This window comes from Pseudomonas sp. PA-1-6B (genome assembly GCF_021609545.1).
Taxonomy (GTDB): domain Bacteria; phylum Pseudomonadota; class Gammaproteobacteria; order Pseudomonadales; family Pseudomonadaceae; genus Aquipseudomonas; species Aquipseudomonas fluorescens_BV.
On record NZ_WJZM01000061.1, the window covers coordinates 1 to 26790 of the forward strand.

20 protein-coding genes, 4 tRNA genes and 1 riboswitch are annotated in these 26790 nt (G+C 58.6%); of the genes, 6 read left to right on the forward strand and 18 right to left on the reverse strand.

Annotated elements, in window-relative coordinates:
- Window positions 1–374 precede the first annotated feature (374 nt).
- Window positions 375–451 (reverse strand) — tRNA-Arg (locus GIV35_RS22760).
- Window positions 452–775: 324 nt separating this feature from the next.
- Here GIV35_RS22760 and GIV35_RS22765 point away from each other — a divergent pair.
- Both GIV35_RS22765 and GIV35_RS22770 read left to right on the forward strand, forming a co-directional pair.
- A complete protein-coding gene (locus tag GIV35_RS22765) occupies window positions 776–1003 on the forward strand; it encodes a hypothetical protein (RefSeq protein ID WP_200648323.1) in 228 nt (75 codons plus the stop codon).
- Between the two features lie 11 nt (window positions 1004–1014).
- A complete protein-coding gene (locus GIV35_RS22770; RefSeq protein ID WP_105228037.1) occupies window positions 1015–1194 on the forward strand; it encodes a PA3371 family protein in 180 nt (59 codons plus the stop codon).
- A 121-nt stretch (window positions 1195–1315) separates the two neighbouring features.
- On the opposite strand, the gene GIV35_RS22775 is transcribed toward GIV35_RS22770, so the two are convergent.
- The gene (locus GIV35_RS22775; protein WP_236265960.1) at window positions 1316–1540 is read right to left on the reverse strand and encodes a hypothetical protein; all 225 of its coding nucleotides are present in this window, start codon (window positions 1538–1540) and stop codon (window positions 1316–1318) included.
- Between the two features lie 49 nt (window positions 1541–1589).
- Between GIV35_RS22775 and GIV35_RS22780 the strand changes: the two genes are divergently transcribed.
- Window positions 1590–1916: an Arc family DNA-binding protein gene (locus tag GIV35_RS22780; protein ID WP_003193592.1), complete on the forward strand. Its 327-nt coding sequence runs from the start codon at window positions 1590–1592 to the stop codon at window positions 1914–1916.
- 101 nt (window positions 1917–2017) lie between these two features.
- On the opposite strand, the gene mgtE is transcribed toward GIV35_RS22780, so the two are convergent.
- From mgtE to ltaE, 8 genes are all read right to left on the reverse strand, one after another.
- Complete coding sequence (mgtE, locus tag GIV35_RS22785) at window positions 2018–3460, reverse strand: magnesium transporter (RefSeq protein WP_003193593.1); 1443 nt, start codon at window positions 3458–3460, stop codon at window positions 2018–2020.
- A 348-nt stretch (window positions 3461–3808) separates the two neighbouring features.
- Window positions 3809–3885, reverse strand: a tRNA-Arg gene (locus GIV35_RS22790).
- Window positions 3886–3957: 72 nt separating this feature from the next.
- Window positions 3958–4034 (reverse strand) — tRNA-Arg (locus tag GIV35_RS22795).
- 108 nt (window positions 4035–4142) lie between these two features.
- Window positions 4143–4233: transfer RNA gene (locus GIV35_RS22800), tRNA-Ser, on the reverse strand.
- Between the two features lie 62 nt (window positions 4234–4295).
- Window positions 4296–4484 (reverse strand): carbon storage regulator CsrA, encoded by a 189-nt coding sequence (gene csrA, locus GIV35_RS22805; protein ID WP_003175645.1) that lies wholly within the window; start codon window positions 4482–4484, stop codon window positions 4296–4298.
- 174 nt (window positions 4485–4658) lie between these two features.
- Window positions 4659–5900: an aspartate kinase gene (locus tag GIV35_RS22810; protein ID WP_003193595.1), complete on the reverse strand. Its 1242-nt coding sequence runs from the start codon at window positions 5898–5900 to the stop codon at window positions 4659–4661.
- A 95-nt stretch (window positions 5901–5995) separates the two neighbouring features.
- Complete coding sequence (gene alaS, locus GIV35_RS22815) at window positions 5996–8614, reverse strand: alanine--tRNA ligase (protein ID WP_223024270.1); 2619 nt, start codon at window positions 8612–8614, stop codon at window positions 5996–5998.
- A gap of 146 nt (window positions 8615–8760) precedes the next feature.
- Window positions 8761–9765 carry a low-specificity L-threonine aldolase gene (gene ltaE, locus GIV35_RS22820; RefSeq protein WP_034128464.1) on the reverse strand — a complete coding sequence of 335 codons (1005 nt, stop codon included), beginning with the start codon at window positions 9763–9765 and terminating at the stop codon, window positions 8761–8763.
- A gap of 190 nt (window positions 9766–9955) precedes the next feature.
- Window positions 9956–10125: riboswitch (FMN riboswitch) on the forward strand.
- 97 nt (window positions 10126–10222) lie between these two features.
- Between ltaE and GIV35_RS22825 the strand changes: the two genes are divergently transcribed.
- On the forward strand, window positions 10223–10732 hold the full coding sequence (locus GIV35_RS22825; protein ID WP_054922336.1) for a 6,7-dimethyl-8-ribityllumazine synthase: 510 nt from the start codon (window positions 10223–10225) through the stop codon (window positions 10730–10732).
- 138 nt (window positions 10733–10870) lie between these two features.
- Entirely contained in the window at window positions 10871–12367 is a 1497-nt protein-coding gene (locus GIV35_RS22830; protein ID WP_223024271.1) for a M91 family zinc metallopeptidase, read from the forward strand.
- On the opposite strand, the gene astE is transcribed toward GIV35_RS22830, so the two are convergent.
- The 7 genes from astE to GIV35_RS22865 form a co-directional block, all read right to left on the reverse strand.
- The gene (gene astE, locus GIV35_RS22835) at window positions 12354–13370 is read right to left on the reverse strand and encodes a succinylglutamate desuccinylase (RefSeq protein WP_054922329.1); all 1017 of its coding nucleotides are present in this window, start codon (window positions 13368–13370) and stop codon (window positions 12354–12356) included. The genes GIV35_RS22830 and astE overlap by 14 nt on opposite strands.
- A gap of 11 nt (window positions 13371–13381) precedes the next feature.
- Window positions 13382–13669, reverse strand: coding sequence for a hypothetical protein (locus GIV35_RS22840; protein ID WP_003175651.1), 288 nt, complete (start codon window positions 13667–13669; stop codon window positions 13382–13384).
- 26 nt (window positions 13670–13695) lie between these two features.
- Window positions 13696–15042, reverse strand: a complete 1347-nt coding sequence (gene astB, locus GIV35_RS22845) for an N-succinylarginine dihydrolase (protein ID WP_105228047.1) — start codon at window positions 15040–15042, stop codon at window positions 13696–13698.
- 156 nt (window positions 15043–15198) lie between these two features.
- On the reverse strand, window positions 15199–16668 hold the full coding sequence (gene astD / locus GIV35_RS22850; RefSeq protein WP_223024275.1) for a succinylglutamate-semialdehyde dehydrogenase: 1470 nt from the start codon (window positions 16666–16668) through the stop codon (window positions 15199–15201).
- On the reverse strand, window positions 16665–17690 hold the full coding sequence (astA, locus tag GIV35_RS22855) for an arginine N-succinyltransferase (RefSeq protein ID WP_105228051.1): 1026 nt from the start codon (window positions 17688–17690) through the stop codon (window positions 16665–16667). The genes astD and astA overlap by 4 nt, the downstream gene beginning before the upstream one ends.
- Window positions 17691–17741: 51 nt before the next feature.
- Window positions 17742–18761 (reverse strand): arginine/ornithine succinyltransferase subunit alpha, encoded by a 1020-nt coding sequence (gene aruF / locus GIV35_RS22860; RefSeq protein WP_105228053.1) that lies wholly within the window; start codon window positions 18759–18761, stop codon window positions 17742–17744.
- 212 nt (window positions 18762–18973) lie between these two features.
- Window positions 18974–20194: an aspartate aminotransferase family protein gene (locus GIV35_RS22865; protein ID WP_236264750.1), complete on the reverse strand. Its 1221-nt coding sequence runs from the start codon at window positions 20192–20194 to the stop codon at window positions 18974–18976.
- Window positions 20195–20582: 388 nt separating this feature from the next.
- Here GIV35_RS22865 and GIV35_RS22870 point away from each other — a divergent pair, with 388 nt between their 5' ends.
- Window positions 20583–25610 (forward strand): leucine-rich repeat domain-containing protein, encoded by a 5028-nt coding sequence (locus GIV35_RS22870; RefSeq protein WP_236264751.1) that lies wholly within the window; start codon window positions 20583–20585, stop codon window positions 25608–25610.
- Between the two features lie 8 nt (window positions 25611–25618).
- Here GIV35_RS22870 and argR read toward each other — a convergent pair whose 3' ends face one another.
- Complete coding sequence (argR, locus tag GIV35_RS22875) at window positions 25619–26599, reverse strand: transcriptional regulator ArgR (RefSeq protein WP_034128470.1); 981 nt, start codon at window positions 26597–26599, stop codon at window positions 25619–25621.
- Between the last annotated feature and the right edge of the window lie 191 nt (window positions 26600–26790).

The window sequence follows — 26790 nt, forward strand, 5'->3', positions numbered from 1 at the left end:
AGGCGCGCATTCTACAGCAGCCTCATTTGCTGTCAAGTGGTTATTTTCAGAAGTTTTCGAAGATTTCTTCAACAACTTCAACCACTTGCGCTTGCGATCTCTCGTAAGCGGGAGGCGAATTCTACAGGGATCGCCATGAACGTCAACCCCTTATCCGCAAAAAAGCTAAAAACCCATTCGCCTATAAAATCAGGATGCCTCGCCGCCTCTTCTATATAAGAAGAAGCGTATAGCCCTGGGGCGTGAGTACCCCCACCCACACAAATGCATCGAGCTCCAACCGGAAGAAGCCCGGCTGAGACCTGCGAAAGCGAGGAGCGAGAAAGACTGTTTTTTAGACCGGCGAATACCGAAAAGGGAAAACTCAACAGAGATGGTGTCCCAGGGCCGGTTCGAACGGCCAACCTTCCCCTTAGGAGGGGGATGCTCTATCCAATTGAGCTACTGGGACAAATGCCAAATGCTTACCCGGAAGGGCTAGCGACAGACGGCGTGCATCTTAACGGCCGAGGCGGGTTTTGTCATGTCGTCCGTTGGCATTTTGACTGTAGGCCGATCCCTGCGAATGCATTCAAAGCCTCTCGCTACAGACCAAAGCCTTCAGATGCATCGTGCAAATTGCACTACACCAATATGCCATCATTGCAAACTGCAACCTCAAACCCCCACGAATTAAATCTAACCCTTTGTTTTTATTGGCCTAATAGGTTGGCACGACATCTGCAAAGTCATACATACAAAACCAATCGTTCCAGGCACCGTGGAGACCATGACTATGAACAGCGCCCTTCTATTAGCACTGAACGCTGTGGCACTGGCCGCGGTGGTGACGTTTCATTTTCAGCCGACCACTACTGAAGACGGCGCGCAAATCAGCCAAGCCATTCCCCACCATCTGCAACAGCGCCCTCAACTGGCACTGATGACTGCCAACCCCCAGTCCCCCATCCGCCTGACCCAAGATACCCAATCTGCCCCAGCGGCCGAGCATTGGGTTTTCTGAGAAAATTATTCATGTCCAAATCTGCCTGGTTATTTCTGTGCCTGACCCTCATGTCCGCCGCACTAGGCCTGGGAGCCACCTCACAACAAGCTCAAACCCTAGCCTTGGTCGCAAGCGCCGTGCTGGGCAGCCTACTGATAATGGCACTCATCAAGGGTCGCCGAATCAAATTCGATCCACTCCTTCGCTAGCCCTACCCAGCCGCCCTCCTCCCTACCTTATGTCGCCTGACACTCGTAAATAGCCGAACAGCTACTAACCTTAAGCTTGAGGGCAAAAGGCCATATCCCTATAGGAAGGGCGCCCTTCGACTCAGATTCCGCGCAGGCCTGGACGAAGATTGCCGAGCTTCGCTGCAGTTGCGGGAAATTTTTCCAACCAGTCCGCAAAAACGCAAATCAGTACTGGCATAAAGCCTGTAGGCGGTTCAATATTTGTCACAGAATTGACGCCAATGAAATGGCAAATCTGAGGCATGATGCGGCCTCTTTGCAATTCGGGTTGAACTTTGGTCGTGAGCCTTGTCTTAACACTCATCTTGCGGCCAATTCCAGAAACCGCTCCCCTGAACTAACCGGTTAAATATATGCGCCCATTGAAACAGGCAATTTATTCCAGCCGTACGGCTGACAAATTCGTCGTACGTCTGCCAGACGGAATGCGGGAACGCATTGCCGAGGTGGCTCGCAATCATCACCGCAGCATGAACTCCGAAATCATCGCACGCCTGGAACAAAGCCTTATTCAGGAAGGTGCCTTGGGTGAAGAGCTGAGCATGCGCCTGGACAGCCCCGAGCTGTCACTGCACGAACGCGAACTGCTGCAGCGTTTTCGTCAGCTCTCCCACCGCCAGCAAAATGCTCTCGTCTCGCTGATCGCGCACGACGTGGAGGCGGCCGCAGAAGCCAATTGATTGACACCTGAAAGCCGAAGCCAGCCCTGTGCTGGCTTTTTTTTGCTGGGAGTTTGGGAATAAGAAACAAAGCGAGGGCAGGTTTGCCCCCGCGGGAAGGGTCAGAGCAGGAAGATCGTTGCCAGGCCCAGGAAGATGAAGAAACCACCACTGTCAGTCATGGCCGTGATCATCACACTGGCACCCATGGCGGGATCGCGACCTAGACGCGCCAGGGTCATGGGGATCAATACCCCCATCAAGGCCGCCAGCAACAGGTTAAGGGTCATGGCCGCAGTCATTACCACACCCAGAGACCAACTGCCGTAGAGCAAGTAGGCCACCACGCCAATCACGCCACCCCACACCAATCCGTTTATGAGGCCTACAGCCAGTTCCTTGCGCAACAGCCGTGAGGAATTGGCGGTACTGACCTGGTCCAGCGCCATGGCGCGCACGATCATGGTGATGGTCTGGTTCCCGGAGTTGCCGCCAATGCCCGCCACAATCGGCATCAACGCCGCCAAGGCAACCAGCTTCTCGATGGAGCCTTCAAACAATCCGATCACGCGAGAAGCGATAAACGCGGTAATCAGATTGATAGCCAGCCAGGCCCAGCGGTTATGCAGTGAACGCCAGACCGACGCGAAAATATCTTCCTCTTCACGCAAACCCGCCATGTTGAGGACTTCGGTTTCACTTTCCTCACGGATCAAGTCGACGATTTCATCGATGGTCAGACGACCGATCAACTTGCCGTTCTTATCCACCACGGGAGCCGAGATCAAGTCGTAACGCTCGAATGCCTGGGCCGCGTCGTAGGCATCTTCGTCCGGGTGGAAGCTCACGGTATCGCTGGCCATCAGGTCAGCAACTTTTTTCTCCGGATCATTGACCAGCAGGCGCTTGATCGGCAAAACGCCTTTGAGGATGCCCTCATAGTCGACCACAAACAATTTGTCGGTGTGGCCGGGCAACTCTTTGAGGCGGCGCAGGTAACGCAACACCACTTCCAGGCTGACGTCTTCGCGGATGGTGACCATCTCGAAGTCCATCAGGGCGCCGACCTGATCCTCGTCGTACGACAGCGCGGAACGCACACGCTCACGCTGCTGCGTGTCGAGCGCTTCCATCAACTCATGGACAACATCACGGGGCAGCTCAGGGGCCAGGTCAGCAAGCTCGTCCGCATCCATCTCCTTGGCGGCAGCCAGGAGTTCGTGGTCATCCATGTCGGCGATGAGCGTCTCACGCACCGAGTCCGACACTTCCAGAAGGATGTCACCGTCGCGATCAGCCTTCACCAACTGCCACAGGGTCAGTCGATCATCCAGCGGCAAGGCTTCAAGAATATAAGCGACGTCGGCGGAGTGCAGGTCATCGAGCTTGCGTTGCAACTCGACGAGGTTTTGCCGGTGAACCAGGTTTTCGACGCGGTCGTGGTTCGGACCTTCCTGGCGGTGCGTGAGGTCTTCGACCACGCGCTGGCGCTGCAGCAGCTCGATAACTTGAGCCAGACGATCCTGCAGGCTTTCTTGTGTTTTCTTTACTTCTACTTCGGTCATAGGCGAACTCCACTCCCAGCAGCGGGGCACGCCGGAAGGATCAATCAGTCAATTCATGATTGGTAAAACGGGGTACTGAGTAACTACTGGGTAAGTCCATGGAGGTATTCCACAAGCCCCGGCGGGGCTGACGGGCGCATGATACACCGCCCGGACGTTTTAAACGTTAAAAAACTGGAAAGAACAAGCGCTTGCACGCCAAAGCTCAGTATTGGCTGCATCTATGAAATGCGACGACGCAGGCGCGAGGGAAAACACATGAGAAGGGAGAAAAAGGAGCGTGCCAAATAAAACCTATACAAACGCCAGACGGCAAAAAGCCCGCACTAGGCGGGCTTTTTGTTTGTATGGTGCACTCGACAGGATTCGAACCTGTGACCGCTCGGTTCGTAGCCGAGTACTCTATCCAGCTGAGCTACGAGTGCAGATTGTGTTTTTAGACCAGATCACAACTGGTTGAAGCCAAGCTACCTGCATCGCTGCAACTAACTCTTAAATGGTGCACTCGACAGGATTCGAACCTGTGACCGCTCGGTTCGTAGCCGAGTACTCTATCCAGCTGAGCTACGAGTGCATTTGTTGCCGCGCATTATAGGCCGTTCAATCTCTATGTAAAGCTATTTTTTCGAGTATTTTCAACAACTTACCGAAAAAACCAGATTGCAACGTACTAAGCAAATAATGGCGGAGAACGGGGGATTCGAACCCCCGACACCCTTTTGAGGTGTACTCCCTTAGCAGGGGAGCGCCTTCGGCCACTCGGCCAGCTCTCCGCAACACGGGGCGTATATTAACCACGTTCCTCCCCGTTTGCAAACATAAAAAACGATAAAAATTAAAGGCTTGGTTCTTCGTCCTTCTCTTTCTTGATCCGCAGGTAGATTTCCTCGCGGTGGACCGCCACCTCTTTCGGAGCGTTAACCCCAATACGTACTTGATTGCCTTTGACGCCGAGCACGGTCACAGTGATTTCGCCATCACCGATAATCAGGCTTTCTGCGCAACGACGAGTCAGAATCAGCATACCTTTCACCTCACGCATTTCAGTTCAGGAACAACAGTCTGCAAAAAAAAAGCATTCGACCTACAACCAAAAGGTCGTAGCCCTACTCGCTAAGTATTGTCGAGCCCATGCAAAAGACCATGTACCCCACAAAAAAATGAAAGGCGCGGTAAACCGCGCCTTCCTGGCAACGCATCACTCGCCCTGTCGGGCCGGAGCATCCAACTCAAAAGCCGTATGCAGCGCGCGTACAGCCAGCTCCAGGTACTTCTCTTCGAGGACGACCGAGACTTTGATTTCCGAGGTGGAAATCATCTGGATGTTAATACCTTCTTTGGCAAGAGCCCCGAACATACGGCTGGCAACGCCAGCATGGGAACGCATGCCCACCCCGACGATCGACACCTTGGCAATCTTGGTATCGCCGACCACTTCACGGGCGCCAATCTCGCTCGCAGTGTTCTGCAGGATTTTCAATGCTGCATCGTATTCATTGCGGTGCACGGTGAAGGTGAAATCGGTGGTGTTGTCGTGCGAAACGTTCTGCACGATCATGTCGACTTCAACATTCGCATCGCTGACAGGCCCCAGAATCTTGAAAGCCACGCCTGGGGTGTCTGGCACGCCACGGATCGTCAGCTTGGCTTCATCGCGATTGAAAGCGATGCCGGAAATGATCGGCTGTTCCATGGATTCCTCTTCATCAATAGTAATGAGGGTGCCCGGACCCTCCTTGAAGCTGTGCAATACGCGCAGCGGAACGTTGTACTTGCCGGCGAACTCCACCGCGCGAATCTGCAACACCTTGGAACCAAGGCTGGCCATTTCCAGCATTTCTTCAAAGGTGATCTTGTCAAGGCGCTGGGCCACTGGCACGACGCGTGGGTCAGTGGTGTAGACGCCATCCACATCGGTATAGATCTGGCATTCGTCAGCCTTGAGCGCTGCCGCCAGGGCCACACCGGTGGTGTCCGAACCGCCACGACCCAGCGTGGTGATGTTGCCGTGCTCATCCACGCCCTGGAAACCCGCTACAACTACCACGCGCCCTGCTTTCAGATCAGTGCGAATTTTCTGATCATCAATCTGCAGGATCCGCGCCTTGGTATGTGCGCTGTCTGTAAGAATGCGCACCTGGCTACCAGTGTAGGACACCGCTGGCACGCCACGCTTGTTCAGCGCCATGGCCAACAGCGCAATGGTTACCTGCTCGCCCGTGGAGACGATCACATCCAGCTCGCGCGGCAGCGGCTGTTGATCACCGCTGATGGCCTTGGCCAGATCGATCAGGCGATTGGTCTCGCCACTCATGGCCGACAGCACCACTACCAGGTCATCACCAGCATCGCGGAACTTCTTAACCTTGTCGGCGACCTGCTCGATTCTTTCGACAGAACCGACCGAGGTACCTCCAAATTTCTGTACGATCAAAGCCATTTCCAAGCCGCCTCAGCCCGTAAAGGGGCGCCTAATTTCCAATCCACCCGCACTGAACAAGCCCGTGACTAGACCACAGGCCGGTTAACAGTGCTTTAAATACCTGCCTCGACAAATGGCACGGTCAAGGCCAGCGCCGCGTCCAAGGCTGCGGCATCGACACCACCGCCTTGCGCCATGTCCGGACGACCACCGCCCTTGCCACCCACTGTCGCAGCGGCTTGCTTCATCAAATCACCGGCTTTGAGTTGGCCAGTCAGGTCCTTGGTTACACCAGCAACCAGAACGACCTTATCCTCATGGACACTGCCGAGCAGGATCACTGCGCGGCCGAGCTTGTTCTTCAACTGATCGACCAAGGCCAACAGCGCCTTGCCATCCTGGCCGTCCAGGCGCGCAGCCAGGACTTTTACGTCCTTGACGTCAACCGCCGCAGCCGACAGGTCATCGCCCGCAGCGCTCGCCGCCTTGGCCTGCAACTGCTCCAGCTGTTTCTCCAGCGCACGGTTGCGCTCGAGCACGGCGGACAGCTTGTCGATCAGGTTGTCGCGGCTGCCCTTGACCAGGCCGGCCGCTTCCTTGAGTTGTTCTTCGGCTGCATTGAGGTAAGCCAGGGCCGCAGCACCGGTTACCGCTTCAATACGACGTACGCCCGAGGCCACACCACCTTCGCTGATGATCTTCAGCAGGCCGATATCGCCGGTGCGGTTGGCGTGGATGCCACCACAGAGTTCTACCGAGAAACTGCCGCCCATGCTCAGTACGCGGACTTCGTCGCCGTACTTCTCGCCAAACAGCGCCATGGCGCCTTTATTCCGGGCGGTCTCGATATCGGTTTCTTCGGTTTCAACCGGGGTGTTCTTGCGAATCTCGGCGTTGACGATGTCTTCCAGGGCCTTGATCTGCTCAGCCTTGATCGCTTCAAAGTGGCTGAAGTCAAAACGCAGGCGCTGGCTGTCCACCAACGAACCTTTTTGCTGCACGTGCTCGCCCAGCACCTGGCGCAGCGCGGCGTGCAGCAAGTGAGTGGCCGAGTGGTTCAACGCCGTGGCATGCCGTACGTCGGCATCGACCTGGGTGTCTACCGGTGCGCCCACGGTCAAGTTGCCCAGCACCAGCACACCGTGATGCAGGAAAGCCCCGCCGGTCTTGGTGGTGTCGCGCACATCAAAACGACCGGATGTCGAGCTCAGGAAACCGCAATCGCCAATCTGGCCACCCGACTCGGCGTAGAAAGGCGTCTGGTCCAGTACCACCACCGCCTCTTCACCTTCGCTCAACACGTCGACCGACTTACCGTCTTTATAGATGGCGACGATCTTGGCCGAGCCCGCAGTCGCCTTGTAGCCGGTGAACTCGGTCGGTACGTCAACCTTGACCAGGGTGTTGTAGTCCAGGCCAAAGGAGCTGGCCGAACGTGCGCGCACGCGCTGGGCTTCCATCTCACGCTCGAAACCGGCTTCGTCGACGGTCAACTCACGCTCGCGGGCGATGTCGGCAGTCAGGTCCATCGGGAAACCATAGGTGTCGTACAACTTGAACACCACATCACCCGGCACCACGGTGCCTTTGAGCTCAGCCAGGTCCTGTTCCAGAATCTTCAGGCCATGCTCCAGGGTCTTGGAGAATTGCTCCTCTTCAGCCTTGAGCACCCGCTCGATGTTGCTTTGCTGTTGCTTGAGTTCCGGGAAGGCATCGCCCATCTCGGCAACCAGCGCGGCCACGATCTTGTAGAAGAAGCTGCCGGTAGCGCCCAGCTTGTTACCGTGGCGGCACGCGCGACGGATGATGCGACGCAGCACGTAGCCACGGCCTTCGTTGGACGGCAGCACGCCGTCGGCGATAAGAAAACCGCAGGAACGGATGTGGTCCGACACCACCTTGAGCGAAGACTGGCCTTCATTGGCGCAGCCAATAGCTGCCGCCGAGGCGCTCAGCAGGTTGGTGAACAGGTCGATTTCGTAGTTGGAGTGAACGTGCTGCATCACCGCACTGATCCGCTCCAGGCCCATGCCGGTGTCCACCGACGGTGCTGGCAGCGGATGCAACACGCCATCGGCGGTGCGGTTGAACTGCATGAACACGTTGTTCCAGATCTCGATGTAACGGTCGCCGTCTTCTTCCGGCGAGCCCGGCGGGCCACCCCAGATATCGTCGCCGTGATCGTAGAAAATCTCGGTGCACGGGCCGCACGGGCCGGTATCGCCCATGGTCCAGAAGTTATCGGACGCGTAGGGCGCGCCTTTGTTGTCACCGATACGGATCATGCGCTCGGCAGGTACACCGATTTCCTGGGTCCAGATGTCATACGCTTCATCGTCCGTCGCGTACACGGTGACCCAGAGTTTTTCCTTGGGCAGCTTCAGCACGCCGGTGAGGAAGGTCCAGGCGAACGTGATCGCGTCTTTCTTGAAATAGTCGCCGAAGCTGAAGTTACCCAGCATCTCGAAAAAGGTGTGGTGACGAGCGGTGTAGCCGACGTTTTCCAGGTCACTGTTCTTGCCGCCGGCGCGTACGCACTTCTGGCTGCTGGTAGCGCGGGTGTAGGCGCGCTTTTCCTGGCCCAGGAAGCAGTCCTTGAACTGATTCATCCCCGCGTTAGTGAACAGCAGGGTTGGGTCATTGCCTGGGATCAAGGAGCTGGAGGCTACACGGGTGTGACCTTGCTCTTCGAAGAAGCGAAGGAAGGCTTCACGGATTTCTGCGCTTTTCATTAGGTTCTTCCACGGAGGCTGCGGCCAAAGGCCAGTGCGCAACATCATCAGACGGAGCGACGGCAAAGGGCCGCATTATATCGGCCCTTTGCCGGTGGTACAGCGTGTTTATGTGATAGAAACAGTCAATTAGACGGCCTGCACTGTCATTTCTGCGAAAACGCGACGAATGTCTGCAGCACTTGCTCGATCTGCGCCCGGCTGACGTCCAGATGGGTGACCATGCGCAGGCGCGGCGCGGCACTCAACTTGACCCCACGCTCGGCCGCAAAGGCCTTCAGCGCCTGCGCCTGATCGCCTACCTGCACATACACCATATTGGTCTGCACCGGCTCGACGCTGTAGCCGGCCTTGCGTAACTCATCGCCCAGCCATTGCGCGTTGGCATGGTCGTCAGCCAGGCGCTGCACCTGATGATCCAGAGCATACAACCCCGCCGCCGCCAGTGAGCCGGCCTGGCGCATGCCGCCGCCGACCATCTTGCGCAAGCGCCGAGCCTTGGCGATCAGCGCCGCCGAGCCACACAGCACCGAACCGACCGGCGCGCCGAGGCCCTTGGACAGGCACACCGACACCGAATCGAAATGCTGGGCGATTTCTCGCGCATCCACGCCCAGCTTGACTGCCGCGTTGTAGAGACGGGCGCCATCCAAGTGCAGGGCCAAGCCGTGCTCGTGGGTAAATGCACGGGCCTTGGCCAGGTAATCCAGCGGCAGCACTTTGCCCTGCATGGTGTTTTCCAGCGCCAGCAGGCGCGTGCGCGCGAAGTGGAAGTCGTCGGGCTTGATGGCTGCAAGCACCTGGTTCAGATCAAGGGAGCCATCAGCTTGCACTTCCAGGGGCTGCGGCTGGATCGACCCCAGCACCGCCGCACCGCCACCTTCATATTTGTAGGTGTGGGCTTGCTGGCCGACGATATATTCCTCGCCGCGCTCACAGTGAGCCATCAACGCCAGCAGGTTGCTCATGGTGCCGGTGGGTACGAACAGCGCCGCGGCAAAGCCCAGGCGCTTGGCCAACTCAGCCTCCAAGCGGTTGACGCTGGGGTCTTCACCATAAACATCATCGCCGCTGACGGCGCTGGCCATTGCGTCGAGCATGCCGGGGGTAGGTTGGGTCACTGTGTCGCTGCGCAGGTCGATCACGGTCATGAAGGGGGCCTCTAACGGAGTGGATAAGTCCTTTTGTGTGTGATTACTGCGGGCAAAGCCACGGAATATCAAGCCCCTATTGCATTCATTCGAATACCAACCAATCAAACCGATATAAGTTATCGAGACGGCAGCCGTGCAGTTTTCGAAAAACCATGTTAAAAACTCTCCGCCGCCAGGGTTCTGGCGGCAACGTTCTCAGGGCGGGGTGCAATTCCCCACCGGCGGTAATTGCACGCAATGTGCATAGCCCGCGAGCGCTTGGCGCCTTGAACTGCTCAGGCAGGACGGCGACAAGGTCAGCAGACCCGGTGTGATCCCGGGGCCGACGGTCATAGTCCGGATGAAGAGAGAACGGGATTGGCACCTAAGGGCCGCGCGCCTGTTTGCGCATGCGTACCCTTAAATCCCATTCGATTCATAACGCCCTGTTTTTTTCTTAAACAGGAGTCAGAACATGCAACCCACCGCAATCGACAGCAAAAGCAAAAACCATCACGGCGAGCGCGTCGCGTTTATCCAGGCCTGCTGGCACAAGGATATTGTCGACCAATCGCGCAAAGGCTTCCTCGCCGAAATGATCGCCCAGGGTTATCAGGAATCGGACATCGACTTCTTCGAAGTCGGCGGCGCCTTTGAAATGCCCCTACACGCCAAGTTGCTGGCCAAGACCGGCCGTTACGCCGGGATCGTCGCTGCCGCGCTGGTGGTGGACGGTGGCATCTACCGTCACGAATTCGTCGCGCAATCAGTGGTCAGCGGCCTGATGCAGGTGCAGTTGGAAACTGAAGTGCCGGTGTTCTCGGTGTCCCTGACGCCGCACCACTTCCATGCCGGCAGCGAGCACACCACGTTCTTCTATGAGCACTTCGTGCACAAGGGTCAGGAAGCTGCGCGTACCTGCGCCGATACCCTGCACAAAGTGCGAGCGATCTATCAAAGCGAGCCGCAAAAGCGCGTTAGCTGATTGCATCCGAGCCCTGTCCAGCCGAGTGTCCTTGGATCGACAGGGCATATATATAAGTAAAACCAGTGATTGATGTACCGACGATGTAATGGTTTTGAGGTTTACCTCAAAAGAGTTCCCATCATCAACGGAGTCAGCATGTCTGAGATTACCCTTCCAAGCGCTCCGCGCGCTCCCGATAACGTCTGGATGATTGACGGACGAATCAGCGAACCCACCAACCGCACCAAAAACCTCCAAAGGGGCCCGCACGCCCAACTGCCGTTAGCGTTCATCACGCTGCATGCCGATAATACCGTGCTTGTCGAGCGCGAATTGGCCGATGAACTGCACGATTACCTTGTGTTCACAACCACCGATAAAGCCGACCGAATCTGCGTCGACCTCCCCGCGCAAGGCGAAGGCGAAGGCCTCAGCGTCATAGTCAATACGCAACGTTTCCATGTCACCCTGAACGGGCTCAATCAGTTCGTGGTGTTCCGGACACAGGGCGGTGATGACCTTATTAATGTTGCCGACGATGTCACCCACCCCATCCTGATCGACGCCGGTGAAGGCAGTGATCGCATCTGGGCCGGAGGCGGCTACTCGCGCATTTTCGCCGGCCCCGGCGAAGATATGATCCTGACTCGGCGAGGCGCCTGCTATATCGAGGCAGGTGATGGAAACGACAGGGTTGTTGCCCTCGCCGACGGTGACATGACGGTCTACTCCGGCGCCGGGGACGATACCGTCATTGGCGCCCAAGGGCAGGCCTTTATCAATGGCGGAGAGGGCCATGATCATCTGACAGGGGGAGGCAAGCACAACATCCTGGTGGGTGGGCCAGGCGATGATATTTTACAGGCAGGCCCGCACAGCAATGTGATGTATGCCGGACACGGCATGGATCTGGCACTTCAGCTCAAGCCGAGGGACATAGTCTTCAAAGACTCCAACACCATCCTTGTTGCTGCGCAGCAGTTCAGCGTGCCCGCTTCCACATCAGGGAACAGCTCGCCAATAGATGTCCAGCAAGCGCGGGTGACCGATATCAATTACTACCCTCTGATCCACAGCGGCGTTCGAGTAGTCGGTAGCCTCCAGTTTCAACAACGAGTAAACGATGACCTCTCGCTGCTGGCCCAATCGCCGAACGGGCAACAATTGCTGCAAGCGCTGTACGCCGCGCAATTGATAGGCGGCACCCCAATCAATATCTATGAGTTGCAAGATGAGAGCAACGGGCTGTTTGCGCCGAGCAACGAATCGGAACCCAGGTCATTCATTGAGAATAATCAACGGGGCATACCGGCCTACGGTGGTTCGATCTACTACAATCCGACGTTCATCGGCAATCGAATGACCAACATACCGTTGCTTTATCACGAGCTGTGCCATGCGTACAACGCGGTCACCGGAACCACCCTGCCAGGATACAGCGAGGACGGTGTCGACGGCGACAAGGCCCGTCCGCTCATCCGCAACAGCGAACTGCAGGCGGTGGGCCTGCCTACAGACGCCGCCCCTTTCGACTTCGACAACGACCCGTCGACTCCACCCACCAATTCCAACCCGGTGTCATTCAGTGAGAATGGTATCCGCGAAGAACTGAACATGCCGCCGCGCAAACAGTATTCCTTTAACCCTGTTTAAGCTCCGCGGCGTCTTCTGAGGTCGGCACAATTAATATCCCCGCCCGTAGGCCATTCTTGACCTTCGGGTTGGGGAAAATGATATGCGCGCCCTCCTCCTCGATCACCCAACGGGTCTTGGCCACGTCTTCGGCCAACAGGTAGCCCTTGGCCAACGGCGAGAAGTTTTCCACATCCGCCGGCAGGTGCAACAGGAACGCGTCGCTGTGCTTGATCACTTCACGGGACACGGCAAACAGCTGCAGGCCGTCCAGGCTCTCGGTCACAGGCTCGGTGCCTTCGATGATCTGCGTGAGGCGAGCCTCCAGGAGACGCACGTCTACACCCTCGTTGTGCCCGAATGGTCGCGCCTTGCCCAATTCAAGGGTGAAGGCCTCGGCGCCCAACTGTTCATAGGTAAACGCGGTGAAGGTGATCGAGGTTTTATTCTGCAGCAACACCGCTTGTATACCGGCAGCGCGCAGGCGTGCCAGCTCGTGGCGCGAATGCTGGCGCCCTTCCTTCCAGGGATACAACGCGAACTGCTCGATTTTCGAACCACGAATCGCGGTATGCAGGTCGTAATGCAGGCGCGAGCGGCCAGGCAGGCTGAAAAAGCTGCGGGCCAATTGCTCAAGCTCGGCGGCGCGCATGGCTTCGGGGCCGATGTTTTGTTCATGACGGCCATTGAACAGCCGGTTGACGTCCAGCTCGAGGTAACGCTCACCGCGGCGCATGGCCTCGGTATTACCGAACAGGAACAGAATACGGGTGCGGGGTTTGATCTCCCCGCGGGCAATGCCATGCAACAGGCGGTCGAGCAATTCGATCGGCGCGGTTTCGTTGCCATGGATGCCGGACGACAGCAGCAAGTCGCTGCCGTTGTCCAGAGCTTCAGGAGGACGCACTTCAAGCGCGCCTTCGCTGAGCCAGCGCATCTGCACGCCGTCGACAGTCAGTTGAATTTTTTGCGCCGGTTCACGACCGGCGAGGGTCAGTTCAAGCAGTTTGCCGAGGGCGAGCATAAGCAGCTTCCTTAGTGGTTGCAGCCTGGGCCATGGACGTGATCGTCGTCGTCACCTTCAACGTCGGCCGGTTCCATTTCCAGTTGCAGGCTCATCAGGTTGGTGGCCAATGGGCGCATCAGCAGGTTGGCGTACTCGGCGTCGCCCTCCTCTACGTCTACGCCAATCAGCAGTTGGCCGCGGCCATCGTGCTGGATCCAGATCTCCTTGCCCTGCCAGACCACGGCGACGCGGGTGCAGGAGGTTTCCAGCTGGGTGCCGTCGGTGTCTTCAAGGATGAGTTTCAGGGTGTCGGTCATAAATAAAATATCTCAGCCGTGTGGCATTAATTGATCTGGAAAGGATAAACCGAGCCCAGTTTAAGGATTTGCGTCAGTTCATCCAGTGCCGTCCGGCACTCAAGCAGCAACTGCGGGTCAGCCAGGTCGGTTTCGCGCAGGCTGTCGCGGTAGTGCTTGCCCACCCATTGGGTCAGGGTTTCGTACAACGGCGCGGTCATGATAACCCCTGGGTTCACGGCCGCCAGCTCGGTTTCATTCAACGCCACGCGCAGGCGCAGGCACGCCGGCCCGCCGCCATTCTGCATGCTTTGCTTGAGGTCGAAGACCTTGACTTCGCGGATCAGCCCGCCGGAAGCGGTCAGACCTTGCAGGTACTGCCACACGCGCTCATTGGCGCGGCACTCTTCCGGCACGATCAGCAGCATCGAACCGTCAGGACGAGTCAGCAACTGGCTGTTGAACAGGTAGGAACGCACCGCGTCCTCGACACTGACCAACGCGCGAGGCACACAAACCGACTGGAAGTTGCCGCCCAACTTACCCAACTTGCCGTGCAGCTCGGCAAGCATCTGTTCGGTGTTGAGGAACGCATCCTCGTGATAGAACAGCACTTCGCCGTTGCCCACTGCGATCACATCGTTGTGGAACACACCCGCGTCGATCACCGCCGGGTTCTGCTGGGCGTAGACCACACCGTCATCCTTCAAGCCATGCAGGCGCGCAACGGCCTGGGAGGCTTCGAGGGTCTGGCGCGCCGGGTACTTCTGCGGGGCCGGGTAACGGGGGTCGAAAGCACTACGGCCGAAGACGAAAAACTCGACGCCCGCCTCGCCGTACTCACGACAGAAACGCGTGTGGTTGGCCGCGCCTTCATCGCCAAATTGCGCCACGGCCGGCAAGGCGGCGTGGTGAGCGAAATGCTTGCCATCGGCGAACATCGCCCCCAGCACTCGGCTGGTGGTGGGGTGCTCGATGCTGCGGTGGTATTTGCAATTGAGGTTGGCGGCGGTGAAATGCACACGGCCGTCTGCGGTGTCGGCGCTTGGGCTGACGGTGGCGGCGTTGGCTACCCACATGCTGGATGCCGAGCAACTGGCCACCAGCAAAGGCATGGCCTGCTTGGCCGCCTGCTGAATCACCTGGGCGTCAGTGCCATTGAAACCGAGGTTGCGCAACGCGGCCACGTCCGGGCGTTCCTGGGGCGCCAACACACCTTGCACAAACCCCATGTCCATCAGGGCTTTCATTTTCTGCAGGCCCTGCAACGCCGCTTCCTTCGGGTTGGAAGACTGCTGGCTGTTGCTTTGGGACGCGACGTTGCCGAAGGACAAACCGCCGTAGTTATGGGTCGGCCCCACTAGACCGTCAAAATTGACTTCACAGGATTTCATCGGCGAGGCTCCACGAACATCTGTTTTTATAGGCATCAAATCACTTGAATACACCACAGATCCATTGTGGGAGCGGGCTTGCTCGCGAAAGCGGTGGTTCAGTCACTTCAAATGTTGAATGAAACACCGCATTCGCGAGCAAGCCCGCTCCCACATTTAGATCAGCGTTATACCTGGCGTGAGCGTTGCCGGGACTATCAGGCTTGGCGTTTCCAGCGACGCCACCGGGTACGCGCAATAATCCGCCGCGTAATAGGCACTGGCGCGATGATTGCCCGACGCCCCGACACCACCGAACGGCGCGGTACTGGCAGCGCCGGTCAACTGCTTGTTCCAGTTGACGATACCGGCGCGGCTTTCCAGCCAGAATTGCTGGTAACGCGCTTCGGAGTCCGACAACAGGCCAGCGGCCAGGCCGTACTGGGTGTTGTTGGCCTCAGCGATGGCACCGGCAAAATCCGCATAGCGGATCACCTGCAGCAGCGGGCCGAACAGCTCTTCGTCTTCACGTTCCGTCACCCCGGTTACGTCGATGATTCCAGGGGTCAACAAAGCGGCCTGAGCCTGAGGCTGGGTCATCTCCAGCAGCGCCACCGCGCCGTTGGCCAACATCAGTTCCTGGGCTTGCATCAGGGTTTTGGCCGCAGCGAGGGAGATCACCGAGCCCATGAACGGCGCCGGTTGCTGGTCGAAAGCGCCCACTTCAATGCTCGCACTCACCGCCACCAGGCGCGCCAGCAAGGCATCACCCCAGGCACCTTGCGGTACCAGCAAGCGGCGCGCGCAGGTGCAACGCTGGCCCGCCGAGATAAACGCCGACTGGATGATGGTGTACACCGCCGCATCCACGTCGGCGACTTCGTCCACGACCAGCGGGTTATTACCGCCCATTTCCAGGGCCAGGATCTTGTCGGGGCGCCCTGAGAATTGCTGGTGCAAATGGTTGCCGGTGCGGCTGGAGCCGGTAAAGAACAGGCCGTCGATGCCTGGGTTGGCCGCCAGGGCGATGCCGGTTTCCCGCGCGCCTTGCAGCAGGTTGAGCACGCCCGCCGGCAAACCGGCTTCGATCCAGCACTGTACGGTCAGCTCGGCGACCTTGGGGGTCAGCTCGCTCGGCTTGAACAGCACGGTATTGCCCGCCAGCAACGCCGGGACGATGTGCCCATTGGGCAAGTGCCCAGGGAAGTTGTAAGGGCCGAACACCGCCACCACACCGTGGGGTTTATGGCGCAACACAGCGGTGGCGTCGCCCAGGGGGCCGCTCTTCTCGCCGGTACGCTCGCGGTAGCTTTGCACCGAGATCGCAATCTTGTTGGCCATGCTGGTGACTTCAGTGGCCGACTCCCACAGTGGCTTGCCGGTTTCTTCGCCAATGCAGCGGGCGATTTCATCGGCACGGCTTTTAAGCGTAGCGGCGAAGGTTTCCAGCACGCTGATGCGTTCTTCGAGCGGGCGCTTGGCCCATGCCGGGAATGCCTGACGCGCAGCCTGCACGGCGGATTCGACCTGTTCAGCACTGGCACCATTGCCAGCCCACAGCACTTGCTGAGTCACCGGGTTGCGCGATTCAAACAGCTCACCCTGGCCAGCCAGCCAGCTACCTGCGATATACAGCGAATTCATTATTTGGACTCCCGAGCAGCAGACAACGCAACAGCACGCACTTGATCACCCACCACCAGTTGCAGGCGCTTGGCGGTCTGTGGATCGACCACCAGCGTACCTGCCGCCAGACGGGCCGGAGCGGCGGTGATACGGCATTCTTCGCGCTTGCGGTTATGGATCAGGAACGGCGTGGCGTCGTCCCCCGGCGTGCCGATGGCCAACACCAGTGACTGGCTGTCGCGCACCGCACGGATCTTGCTGGTTTCACATTCCACCGCCGGGCCGGCGTCGAAAATATCCACATAGCCCTGGTAGCTGAAGCCTTCGCTCTTGAGCATGCTCAGCGCCGGCTCGGTGTCCGGGTGGACCTTGCCGATCACATTGCGCGCGTCTTCGGAGAGAAAGCAGCTGTACAGCGGGAACTTGGGCATCAGCTCGGCGATAAACGCCTTGTTGCCCACGCCCGTGAGGTAGTCGGCCTGGCTGAACTCCATCTTGAAGAAGTGCCGGCCCAGGCTTTCCCAGAACGGCGAACGCCCGGCGTCGTTGGACACACCGCGCATCTCGGCAATGATCTTGTTGCCGAACAGTTGCGGGAACTCGGCGATAAACAACATGCGCGCCTTGGCCAGCATGCGACCGTTGAGGCCGTTGCGGTAATCGGCATGCAAAAACAACGAGCACAATTCGGAATTACCGGTGAGGTCGTTGGCCAGGAACAGCGTCGGTATCTCACGGTAGATATTCAGTTCCTGGGAAGCGCTGACAGTCAGCCCAACCCGGAAGTTGTACCACGGCTCGCGCAGGCCAACGGCGCCAGCGATGGCGGAGATTCCCACTACGCGGCCGTCGTCGTTTTCCAGCACGAACAGGTAGTCGGCATCGCCGCGCCCGGCTTCGCCGCGAAAGGTTTTTTCCGCCCAGCCCACCCGGTGGGTCAGGCGCTCTTCGTTGGCCGGCAAGGTGGTGAGGCCGGTGCCAGTGCTGCGCGCCAGGTCTATCAGGGCCGGTAAATCGCTGCTGCGTACGGGACGAACGATCATGCTATCTCCTCGAACGGGCCGCTGTTGTCAGCCACCCGCGAAACTCTCTTTTTAAACCGCAACCAGGCGCACACTGGCGCCTTCGCCAACACCCAGCGCTTCGGCTGCCGCCAGGTCCAGGGTCACTGGTTTGCCGGGCGCGTAGTCAAGTTCCAGCATCACCGCACGGTAATCCTGCAACTGCGCGTTGCTCACCAGGTACTGGCGGCCAACACCCTTGACCATCTCACCGATTTTCACTGGCACCACGCGGCTCTGGGCAATCGAGCGAATGCCCGAGACCCGGGCGTGCAGCGTCGGGCCACCGTCGAAGATGTCGATGTAATGGTCAGTTTCGAAACCTTCACGCATGAGGATGTCGAAGGTGATTTGCGCACGCGGGTGCACCTGGCCCATGGCTTCTTGCGCTTCGTCCGGCAGCAGCGGCACGTAGATCGGGTAGTGCGGCATCAGCTCGGCGAGGAAGGTACGGCTTTTCAGCCCGCACAGGCGCTCGGCGGCGGCGTAGTTGAGGTCGAAGAAGTTGCGGCCAATGGCATCCCAGAACGGTGAATCGCCGTTCTCGTCGCTGTAGCCGACAATCTCGGTCACCACCGAGTCAGCAAAGCGCTCGGGATGGCTGGCGACAAACAGCAGTCGGCCACGGGAGTTGAGTTCCGACCACGGCGAACCGACCAGCGCAGGCTTCACGTAGAAACTGGTGAGCAGGCTGTTGCCGGTAAGGTCGTGGCACTGGGAAAGCACGTGGATCTTGTTGTGGATCTTCAGCTCGCGGGAGGCGTGCACGAAGGTCTCGTTACGAAAGCTATAGAACGGCTCGGAGTAACCAGCCGAGGCTACGATGGCCGAGCAGCCGGCGAGTTGGCCGGTCTCGGTGTCTTCCAGCACGAAGAAATAGCTCTCTTCACCGTTGAAACTCACCTCGGCCGCGAAAGAAGCTTCGCTGGCCGCGATCTTGTCGCTCAGGCGTTCCACATCATCCGGCAAGGAGGTGACACCAATCGGGCTGTCCGCAGCCAGACGCTGTACCTCGCCCAGATCAGCCATTTGCGCGGGGCGCATCACCAGCATGGTGTCACTCCTTAACTCGAAAACTCACAGAGGAAAAAATGCCGGACACAGGCCCTGGATACACATCGGTCTCAATGTGTAAGCAGATCCATGTGGGAGCTGGCTTGCCTGCGATACAGGCAACTCGGTATATCAACGGCACCGAGGTGATGCTATCGCAGGCAAGCCAGCTCCCACATTTGTTCAGGTCCGGCCAATAAAATGTGTCGCTATCAGGCTTGCGTCAACGTCTTCACAGCACGCTCAAAACGATCCAGGCCTTCATTGATGTCCGCCTCTTCCACCACCAGGCTCGGCGCAAAACGCACCACGTCGGGGCCGGCTTGCAGGATCATCAAGTTCTCTTTTTCGGCCGCGTTGAACACGTCCTTGGCCTTGCCTTTGAAAGCATCACTGAGTACGCAACCGATCAACAAGCCCATGCCACGCACTTGGGTGAAGATGCCGTACTGCTTGCCGATCTGCTCCAGGCGCGCCTTGAACAGGTCGTGCTTGGCATTCACACCCGCCAGCACTTCTGGAGTGTTGATCACGTCGATCACCGCTTCCGCTACCGCGCACGCCAGCGGGTTGCCGCCGTAGGTGGTGCCGTGGGTGCCGACCACCAGGTGCTTGGCCAGGTCTTCACGGGTCAGCATCGCCGCAATCGGGAAGCCGCCGCCCAGGCTCTTGGCGCTGGTGAGGATGTCCGGGGTCACGCCGTAATGCTGGTAGGCAAACAGGTGTCCGCTGCGGCCCATGCCGGTTTGCACTTCGTCGAACACCAGCAGCGCGTCGTTCGCGTCGCACAGTTCGCGGGCGCCTTGCAGGTAAGCCAGTTCGGCTGGCAGTACGCCGCCTTCGCCCTGGATCGGTTCCAGAACCACGGCGCAGGTCTTATCGGTCACTGCCGCTTTCAGCGCAGCCAGGTCGTTATAAGGAACGTGGGTGATGCCGGTGATTTTAGGCCCGAAACCATCGGAGTACTTCGATTGGCCACCGACGTTGACGGTGAACAGGGTACGGCCATGGAAGCTGTTCAGCGCGGCGATGATCTCGTACTTCTCGCTGCCAAAACGGTCGAACGCCACGCGACGGGCCAGCTTGAAGGCGGCCTCGTTGGCTTCGGCGCCGGAGTTGCAGAAGAACACGCGCTCGGCAAAGGTGGCGTCGATCAGCTTGTGGGCCAGGCGCAGCGCCGGCTCATTGGTGAACACGTTGGAGACGTGCCAGAGTTTGCTGGCCTGTTCGGTCAAAGCACCGACCAATGCCGGGTGGGCGTGGCCCAACACGTTAACCGCGATGCCGCCGGCAAAGTCGATCAGCTCGCGACCGGCCTGGTCCCACACGCGCGAACCTTGGCCACGCACAGGAATAAAGGCAGCAGGTGCGTAGTTGGGCACCATCACCTGGTCGAAATCGGCACGTTGCACCGGGGCTTGCTCAACGGACATCGGAGTCTCCTGAAGAGGAACGCCTGCCTGGAACTGGCGGGCGATGCAGGGATTGTAAGGACAGTTTTCAGTGGGGCCTTGTCGCCAAGCGACAACTTCTTATAGCGCCAACCCGTGTTTTTCGCGGGTTTACGCCAATGCGACAAATAGCGTCGCAATGGCGCAGTTTAAACGCTGCGGCAGGTTTAAGTCAGGATCATGCAGCGAAAGGGTTGGCGCGCCCTGACGATCTAACCGCGCCTACCCGAGTTCCGGGCAGCACGGCCTCATAAGCAAGGGAGGCAAGCGCAAGATCTGCGGGTTTCGTTGCGGGCATCACTATATATGCTCCCGCCCTGCATCAAAGTTGGTGTGATGTCGCTGCCTCAACTCAATGAAGATCCAGCCCATGCCCACCCCAACTCAAACCTCGCTCTCCCAACACCTCGCACAAGTCGCAGCCGTAGTGCCCGCCGAGGTCAACCCCCGCCTACCGAAATGGCTAGGGAACGCCTCAAGTGCCCGGCGCCAGGCCCTGAAAAACAGCCCAATTGAATTCGCCGATTGGTATGGCGATGCCAACCGCACCCAGCAAGCTCCCGCCAAGAAGGCCCTGGAGAACAGTTGGAAGGCACAAAACCAAGTCGACAGCGCCCTATCCACGCTCCAATCCCCGCAGGCATTTGCCGCCCCCTTGCTGCAGCAGGCACTCAAGCAGCAGTACGACGCCGACTGCGACGTCAGCGCTATTTACCTGCGCTTGTATATCCCACAGACCACACCGCTGCTTCCCATAGAAACTGGCGCCAAAACCTGGACCGTTTCACTGTTGGAGGCGGCATTGCACAACTTTGATGCGGGCGAAAGCAAGCCGACGGCATATGCCCCAGAGTCGACATTCATTACTCAGCCCTCCGCCACCGGGCAATTCAACACGCTGCCCCAATTACGCGAGAAAATCAGCATCGCGCAATTCATCGGGTTATGCCGCACGCTGGATGTCGGCAAGCAATACCAGCGCTACCTCAAGAACCTTTTGGGCTTCAATGACGCGGCGATCAAGGCTCAACTGCGCCAAAAGGTCATCAACAGCCTGAAAGCCGACGCCCAAGCCAGCTTGCATATGGCGCAGCTGAAAAAAGATGTATCGCCCCAAGCGTTCAATGCACTTCGCAGCTTTCTCAAAAACCTGATCGGCGACCTGAACGGCAGGCCATTGCTGTGCCATGACCTTAGCCTGATGAACGCCCCCTTGACCGGCATCGTGCTGTTCGCCGCCGACCTGGAGTCCAATCGCAGCGCCGTCCCGATGGTGGCCTATATTCCGGGCGACCCGCAATCGCCGCTCAAGTATTACGCCAACGGTCAGGCCTTCATGCAGGACCTGGCGAACAAACTGCGCAGCGCCGACTATCAGGCGTTTTTCAGCCGTTTCGTCAGGCATGAACAGCGCGGCTACTTCTTTGCCGATCTCAACAGCCGCTTATCACAGGTCGTCTGGCACGAGCATGTTTCGGGCGACCCCCGCCCTGTCTGGCGTGACGAACCCGTGGCCAAACCCAACCTGCAATTTTATGCGACGAAAATCACCAACGACCTGTACGAACACCTGTATGAGAACAAGCTTGATAAGTTGCTCAACGATGCTCGCGTAACGGCCATTCCCACCGCCGACGCTGACAGAAATGCTCGCTGGCGGCACTGGGAGGTTGTGCAGAAAATCGGTGAAGCCATTCTCGAAATCGCCGCCTTCATCGCAACACCCTTTGTTCCGCCGCTGGGCTTACTGATGCTCGGCTATACCGCCTATCAACTGCTCGACGATGTGTTCGAAGGCGTGCTCGACTGGGCCGAAGGGCTCAAGCGCCAGGCATTCGGGCACCTGATGTCAATCCTTGAGCAAATGGTCCAACTGGGGATGTTCGCGGTCGGCGCACCGATCGCCGAAAACCTGTTGCGACAGACGCTACCGAAGGCGCTATGGGACTTCTTTGACAGACTCACTCCGGTGACCACCGACCGTAAAACCCGTCTGTGGAACCCCGACCTGGCGCCCTACGCCCATGACATTCAATTGGTGCCGGGGTCGCGCCCCAGCCCGCAGGGATTACATGCCCATCAACAAAAGCAGATCCTGGCGCTGGACGGACAATATTTTTCCATCAAGCAACCCTCGGGCAACGCTAGCCTTGAACATCCGACGCGCCCCCACGCCTACCGCCCACGCGTACTGAGCAATGGCAAGGGCGCCTGGTTGACGCCCGTGGATCGCCCGTTGACCTGGAATCGCACCACCTTGCTGCGCCGGCTCGGCCCATCTGCCGAAGGTATCAGCGAAGCCGGTCTTGAAAGAGCCAGTCGCATCAGCGAGACCAATGATGACGTCCTGCGCAAACTGTACATGGACCACCAACCGCCGCCGCCGCTGTTGGCCGACACACTCAAGCGCATCCGGATCGATGAGCAGTTGCAAACTTTCATCGACCAGATGAACAGCGATGACCCTGCGATGTATCAGAAGGCTGATACCCAAACGCAACTGTGGCTGCTGAGCCAGACGGGCCTATGGCCCGAATCCAAGACCCTGCGGTTTCTCAACGCCAAAGGTGAAACCGTCTGGGAGCACAAAGGCCATAAAAACGCCGCCGTGGCACAGATACACGAAGCCCAGATGAACAAGGGCGATTTGCTGACGATCGTGCTGGAAACCTTGAACGAGTCGGAACGCAAAACCTTGCTTGAAGAGCCGTTCGGCCCCACGCCCACCCTGCCTGCACGCACCGCCAAACTGCGCAAACAACTGGCACGCGCAGCTCAGAAAAGCCGCGCCTCGCTGTTCGACTCGCGTTATCGCGGGCTGGAGATAACCGCTGACGCACGCCTGCAAACCATCATCGACGCCGCGCCCGGCCTGCCAACGAGCGCCGCCGAAGAGGTATTACGCGGCTCCACCGGCCAGCAGTTGCTGGACATCGACCAAGGCAAGGTACCCGCACCGGTACTTGAGCGAGCGCGCTGGGCCGCTCATCACGTTCGAATCAGCCGGGCGCATGAAGGGTTGTACATGAGCGCTCTGGAAAACAGCGACACCCACCGCCTCGCCCTGCACTCGCTGGAAAACCTGCCGGGCTGGTCGCCGTCTGTGCGCCTGGAAGTGCGCGATTTCAAGCAAACCGGCAAGCTGCACGATGCAATCGGCGCTCCTGAAGCACCGATCAAACGCACCCTGGTGCGTACCATCGAAGGCGAGTACATCCCCGAAGACGAAAAAGGCATGCTGCTTGCCGAAACGGATTTTTACACTGCCGTCCTGCAGGCCCTGCCTGACACTCAGCGCGATGCGCTGGGCATTCATATCGGCCAGGGTCCGTTGCTACGGCAAACCTTGAGCCAGCGCCCCCTGACACGTGAAGCGCTCGGCGCGCTGTTGGCCCAGGATCCAGTGCGCAAACCTGCCTACGACCCCAGGCTGATGCGCCTACCCGGCGGCATGGAAGGCTACCCCGCCACACCGCCAGAGGCCGGCAACACCCCCGAATTGGCGTTGTTACACGAGCTGTACCCTGGCCTGAGCCCGCAAGAGCTGGCTCAGACACTGGACATTTTGAACAGCTATCCCAGCACTCCCTTACAGACGCTCCGCTACCTGAAAAACGAGCTTTTACGACTCAAAACCGATCTGATGGCCTGGCGCTCGACCCTCTTGCAGGCCTCTCTCAACACCGATGCCCCGCTGCCCCCTTCCACGGTCGCCGAAGCGGAACTGCACCGCTGGATATGGACACAAGAACTGCTCCGCGGCTGGCGCCATGAAACGCCGATCGATACTGACCACGCAATCGGACGCACACTGAACCTTGGCTACCCCATACACGGCGAACTGCCTGTACTCAATGCAAACTTCGATCACATTTCCAGTTTGACGCTAAAGGGTTACCCCACTACCCGGGGAGCGCCAGGTTTCCTCACCCACTTCCCCAACCTACGTACGTTGCATCTGAGCGACGTTGCCCTCAACACAATTCCTCCCGAGGTCATCGCACTTTCTCACCTTGACAGACTGACGCTGCGCAACTGCAACCTGACCCTGCAAAACCGCGCAGACCTTGATCCATTCACAGGACTCAAAAGCCTGGACCTGTCCAGCAACAATCAGCTGTCACGGTCTCCCAACCTCGGGCACATGCCCGAACTACAGACGCTGAACCTGAGCGGAACCCATATCTCCCTGTTTCCCGAGAACTTGCTCAATCGCCCCCAACTAGTCAGCGCCGATCTGAGCAACAACTATTTGAGTCGGCTGCCTGATGCGATCTTCCAACTGCCAGGCAATGCCGCCAAAGCCTTTAACCTGTCAGGCAACGGGTTCTCACGCGCCACGCTGCAGAGGATCAAAGCCTATTGCCAGATAACCGGTGAACATTTTGGTGCTGATGCCAACCCCGCGCAGAGGCTTATGGTGCAAGCGCTTTACCCCAAGTACAGCGTCGACCAGGCGAATAACTTCATCTTCAGGCTGCCCGGCGGCCTGGACGACTCAATGGCACACTTGGTGCGCTTGAAAGCGGACTACGAGCGTCTTCAAGCCGATTTGCAGGAATGGATAGTGAGTGTGCCGGCACAGCATCCGCTTACGAGGGCACCACTGGACGAGCAAGCGCAGGCTCAGCAGCAGTTGGTGCGAGACGAACTCAAAACAGTGCTGGAAGCAGCCTGGCGACGGGAAACCGCTCTGGACTCCGACCAAGAGCCACCCGCCGCCTCCCATGAAATGGAAGTTACGCTGGCGCCGCTAGGCGATCTACCGTCATTGAATATCGATTTCGAGCACATTTCGAAGCTGGAATTGAGGGCAGAGGAAACTACGTCGATTCCCCAGGGATTTCTCGAGCACTTTCCCAACCTGGAAAGCCTGCTGATCTACCGCTATGCCTTGAACGACATCCCAGGCGCCGTGTTCAATCTACCCAAACTCAAGTCACTGAGCCTTGCAAACAGCCATATTCGCTTGACCACCACCAGCGCCGACGCCCTGAGCGACCTGCAAAACCTTGAGTACCTGGACCTGAGTCATAACCCGCTGGGCGTCGCGCCCGACATCAGCAAAATGTCGGGACTGACAGGTTTGATGATCGAAGAAGCTGGCCTCACGCAAGTGCCGAACGGAATATTCAACCTGCCATCGCTTGATCAAGTGAGCTTGCGCAATAACCAGATTAGCGAGCTGCCCAGCGACCTCCTTGAAATGGATGCAGACAGAGCCCAGGGCTTCGACCTCAGCGGCAACCCGTTCTCGCCCGCGGCGATCGCCATGCTGCGCAGTTATTACAACCGCACGGCGGTAAGTTTCGATGTACCGGAAGCTTTACAACCCCCGCCGATCAATCCCAACCAGGACTCCGTCAGCGGTGGACCCGACACAGAGGGCGATGAATAGCCCGCCGCTCAACCGCGCTCGGAGGGCACCGACGACAACTCGAACGGGCTGCTGCTGCGCCGTTGGTTGCGGTCTTCACGGGGAGTAGCGCCGAAGAAGTTACGGTAGGCGCTGGAGAAATGCGGCCCCGAGGAGAAGCCGCACGACAGGCCGATCTGGATGATCGACTTGCTGGTTTGCATCAACATCTGGCGCGCCTTGTTCAGGCGCAGTTCCAGGTAATACTGGCTGGGAACGCGGTTAAGGTACTGCTTGAAGATGCGCTCCAGTTGTCGTCGTGATACGCACACGTGCTGGGCAATTTCATCGGTGGTCAGCGGCTCTTCAATATTCGCTTCCATCAGCAACACCGCCTGGGTCAGCTTCGGATGGCTGGAGCCCAGGCGGTTTTGCAACGGAATGCGCTGGCGCTCGCCGCCTTCACGGATGCGCTCCACCACCAATTCTTCAGACACGGCACCGGCCAACTCGGCGCCATGGTCACGGGCCAGTACCGCCAACAGCAGGTCAAGTACCGACATGCCGCCGCAAGCGGTCAGGCGATCACGGTCCCAGTCAAACAGGTGGCTGGTGGCGATGACCTTGGGGAAACGCTCGGCGAAATCGTCCTGCCAGCGCCAATGCACGGCAGCACGATAACCATCCAGCAAACCAAGCTGGGCCAATGGGTACACGCCTGCCGATAACCCGCCGATCACGCAACCAGCCCGAACCAGCTGCTTGAGCGCTGTGCTGAGCTGGGAGGCGATGGCGGCAGGCGGCTCATCCGCCAGCAGGAACAGTTTCTGAAAACCTTCCAGCTTGCCGGCCCACGGCTCGCCCGGCAGTTGCCAGGCCCCCTCGGTTTGCGGCTCGGCCTGCAGAAACGACAATTCGTAGACCACATCCGGATGTACCCGCTGAGCAACGCGCAAGGCCTCCTCAGCCAGCGCAAGCGTGAGTGCTTTTGTGCTGGGCCAAATCAGGAAACCAATTTTGTGGGCGGTCATGGAGTGCTATCCGGAGCGAAAACGGTGAAAGAAGCTGTGGGCCAATGCTAGCCCGTAATCAACTACAAATCCCAAAACAAACACAGATCAAAAGTGGGAGCTGGCTTGCCTGCGATGGCGGTGGGTCAGTTAACACATCATTGGCTGATGCATCGCTATCGCAGGCAAGCCAGCTCCCACACGGGATCGGG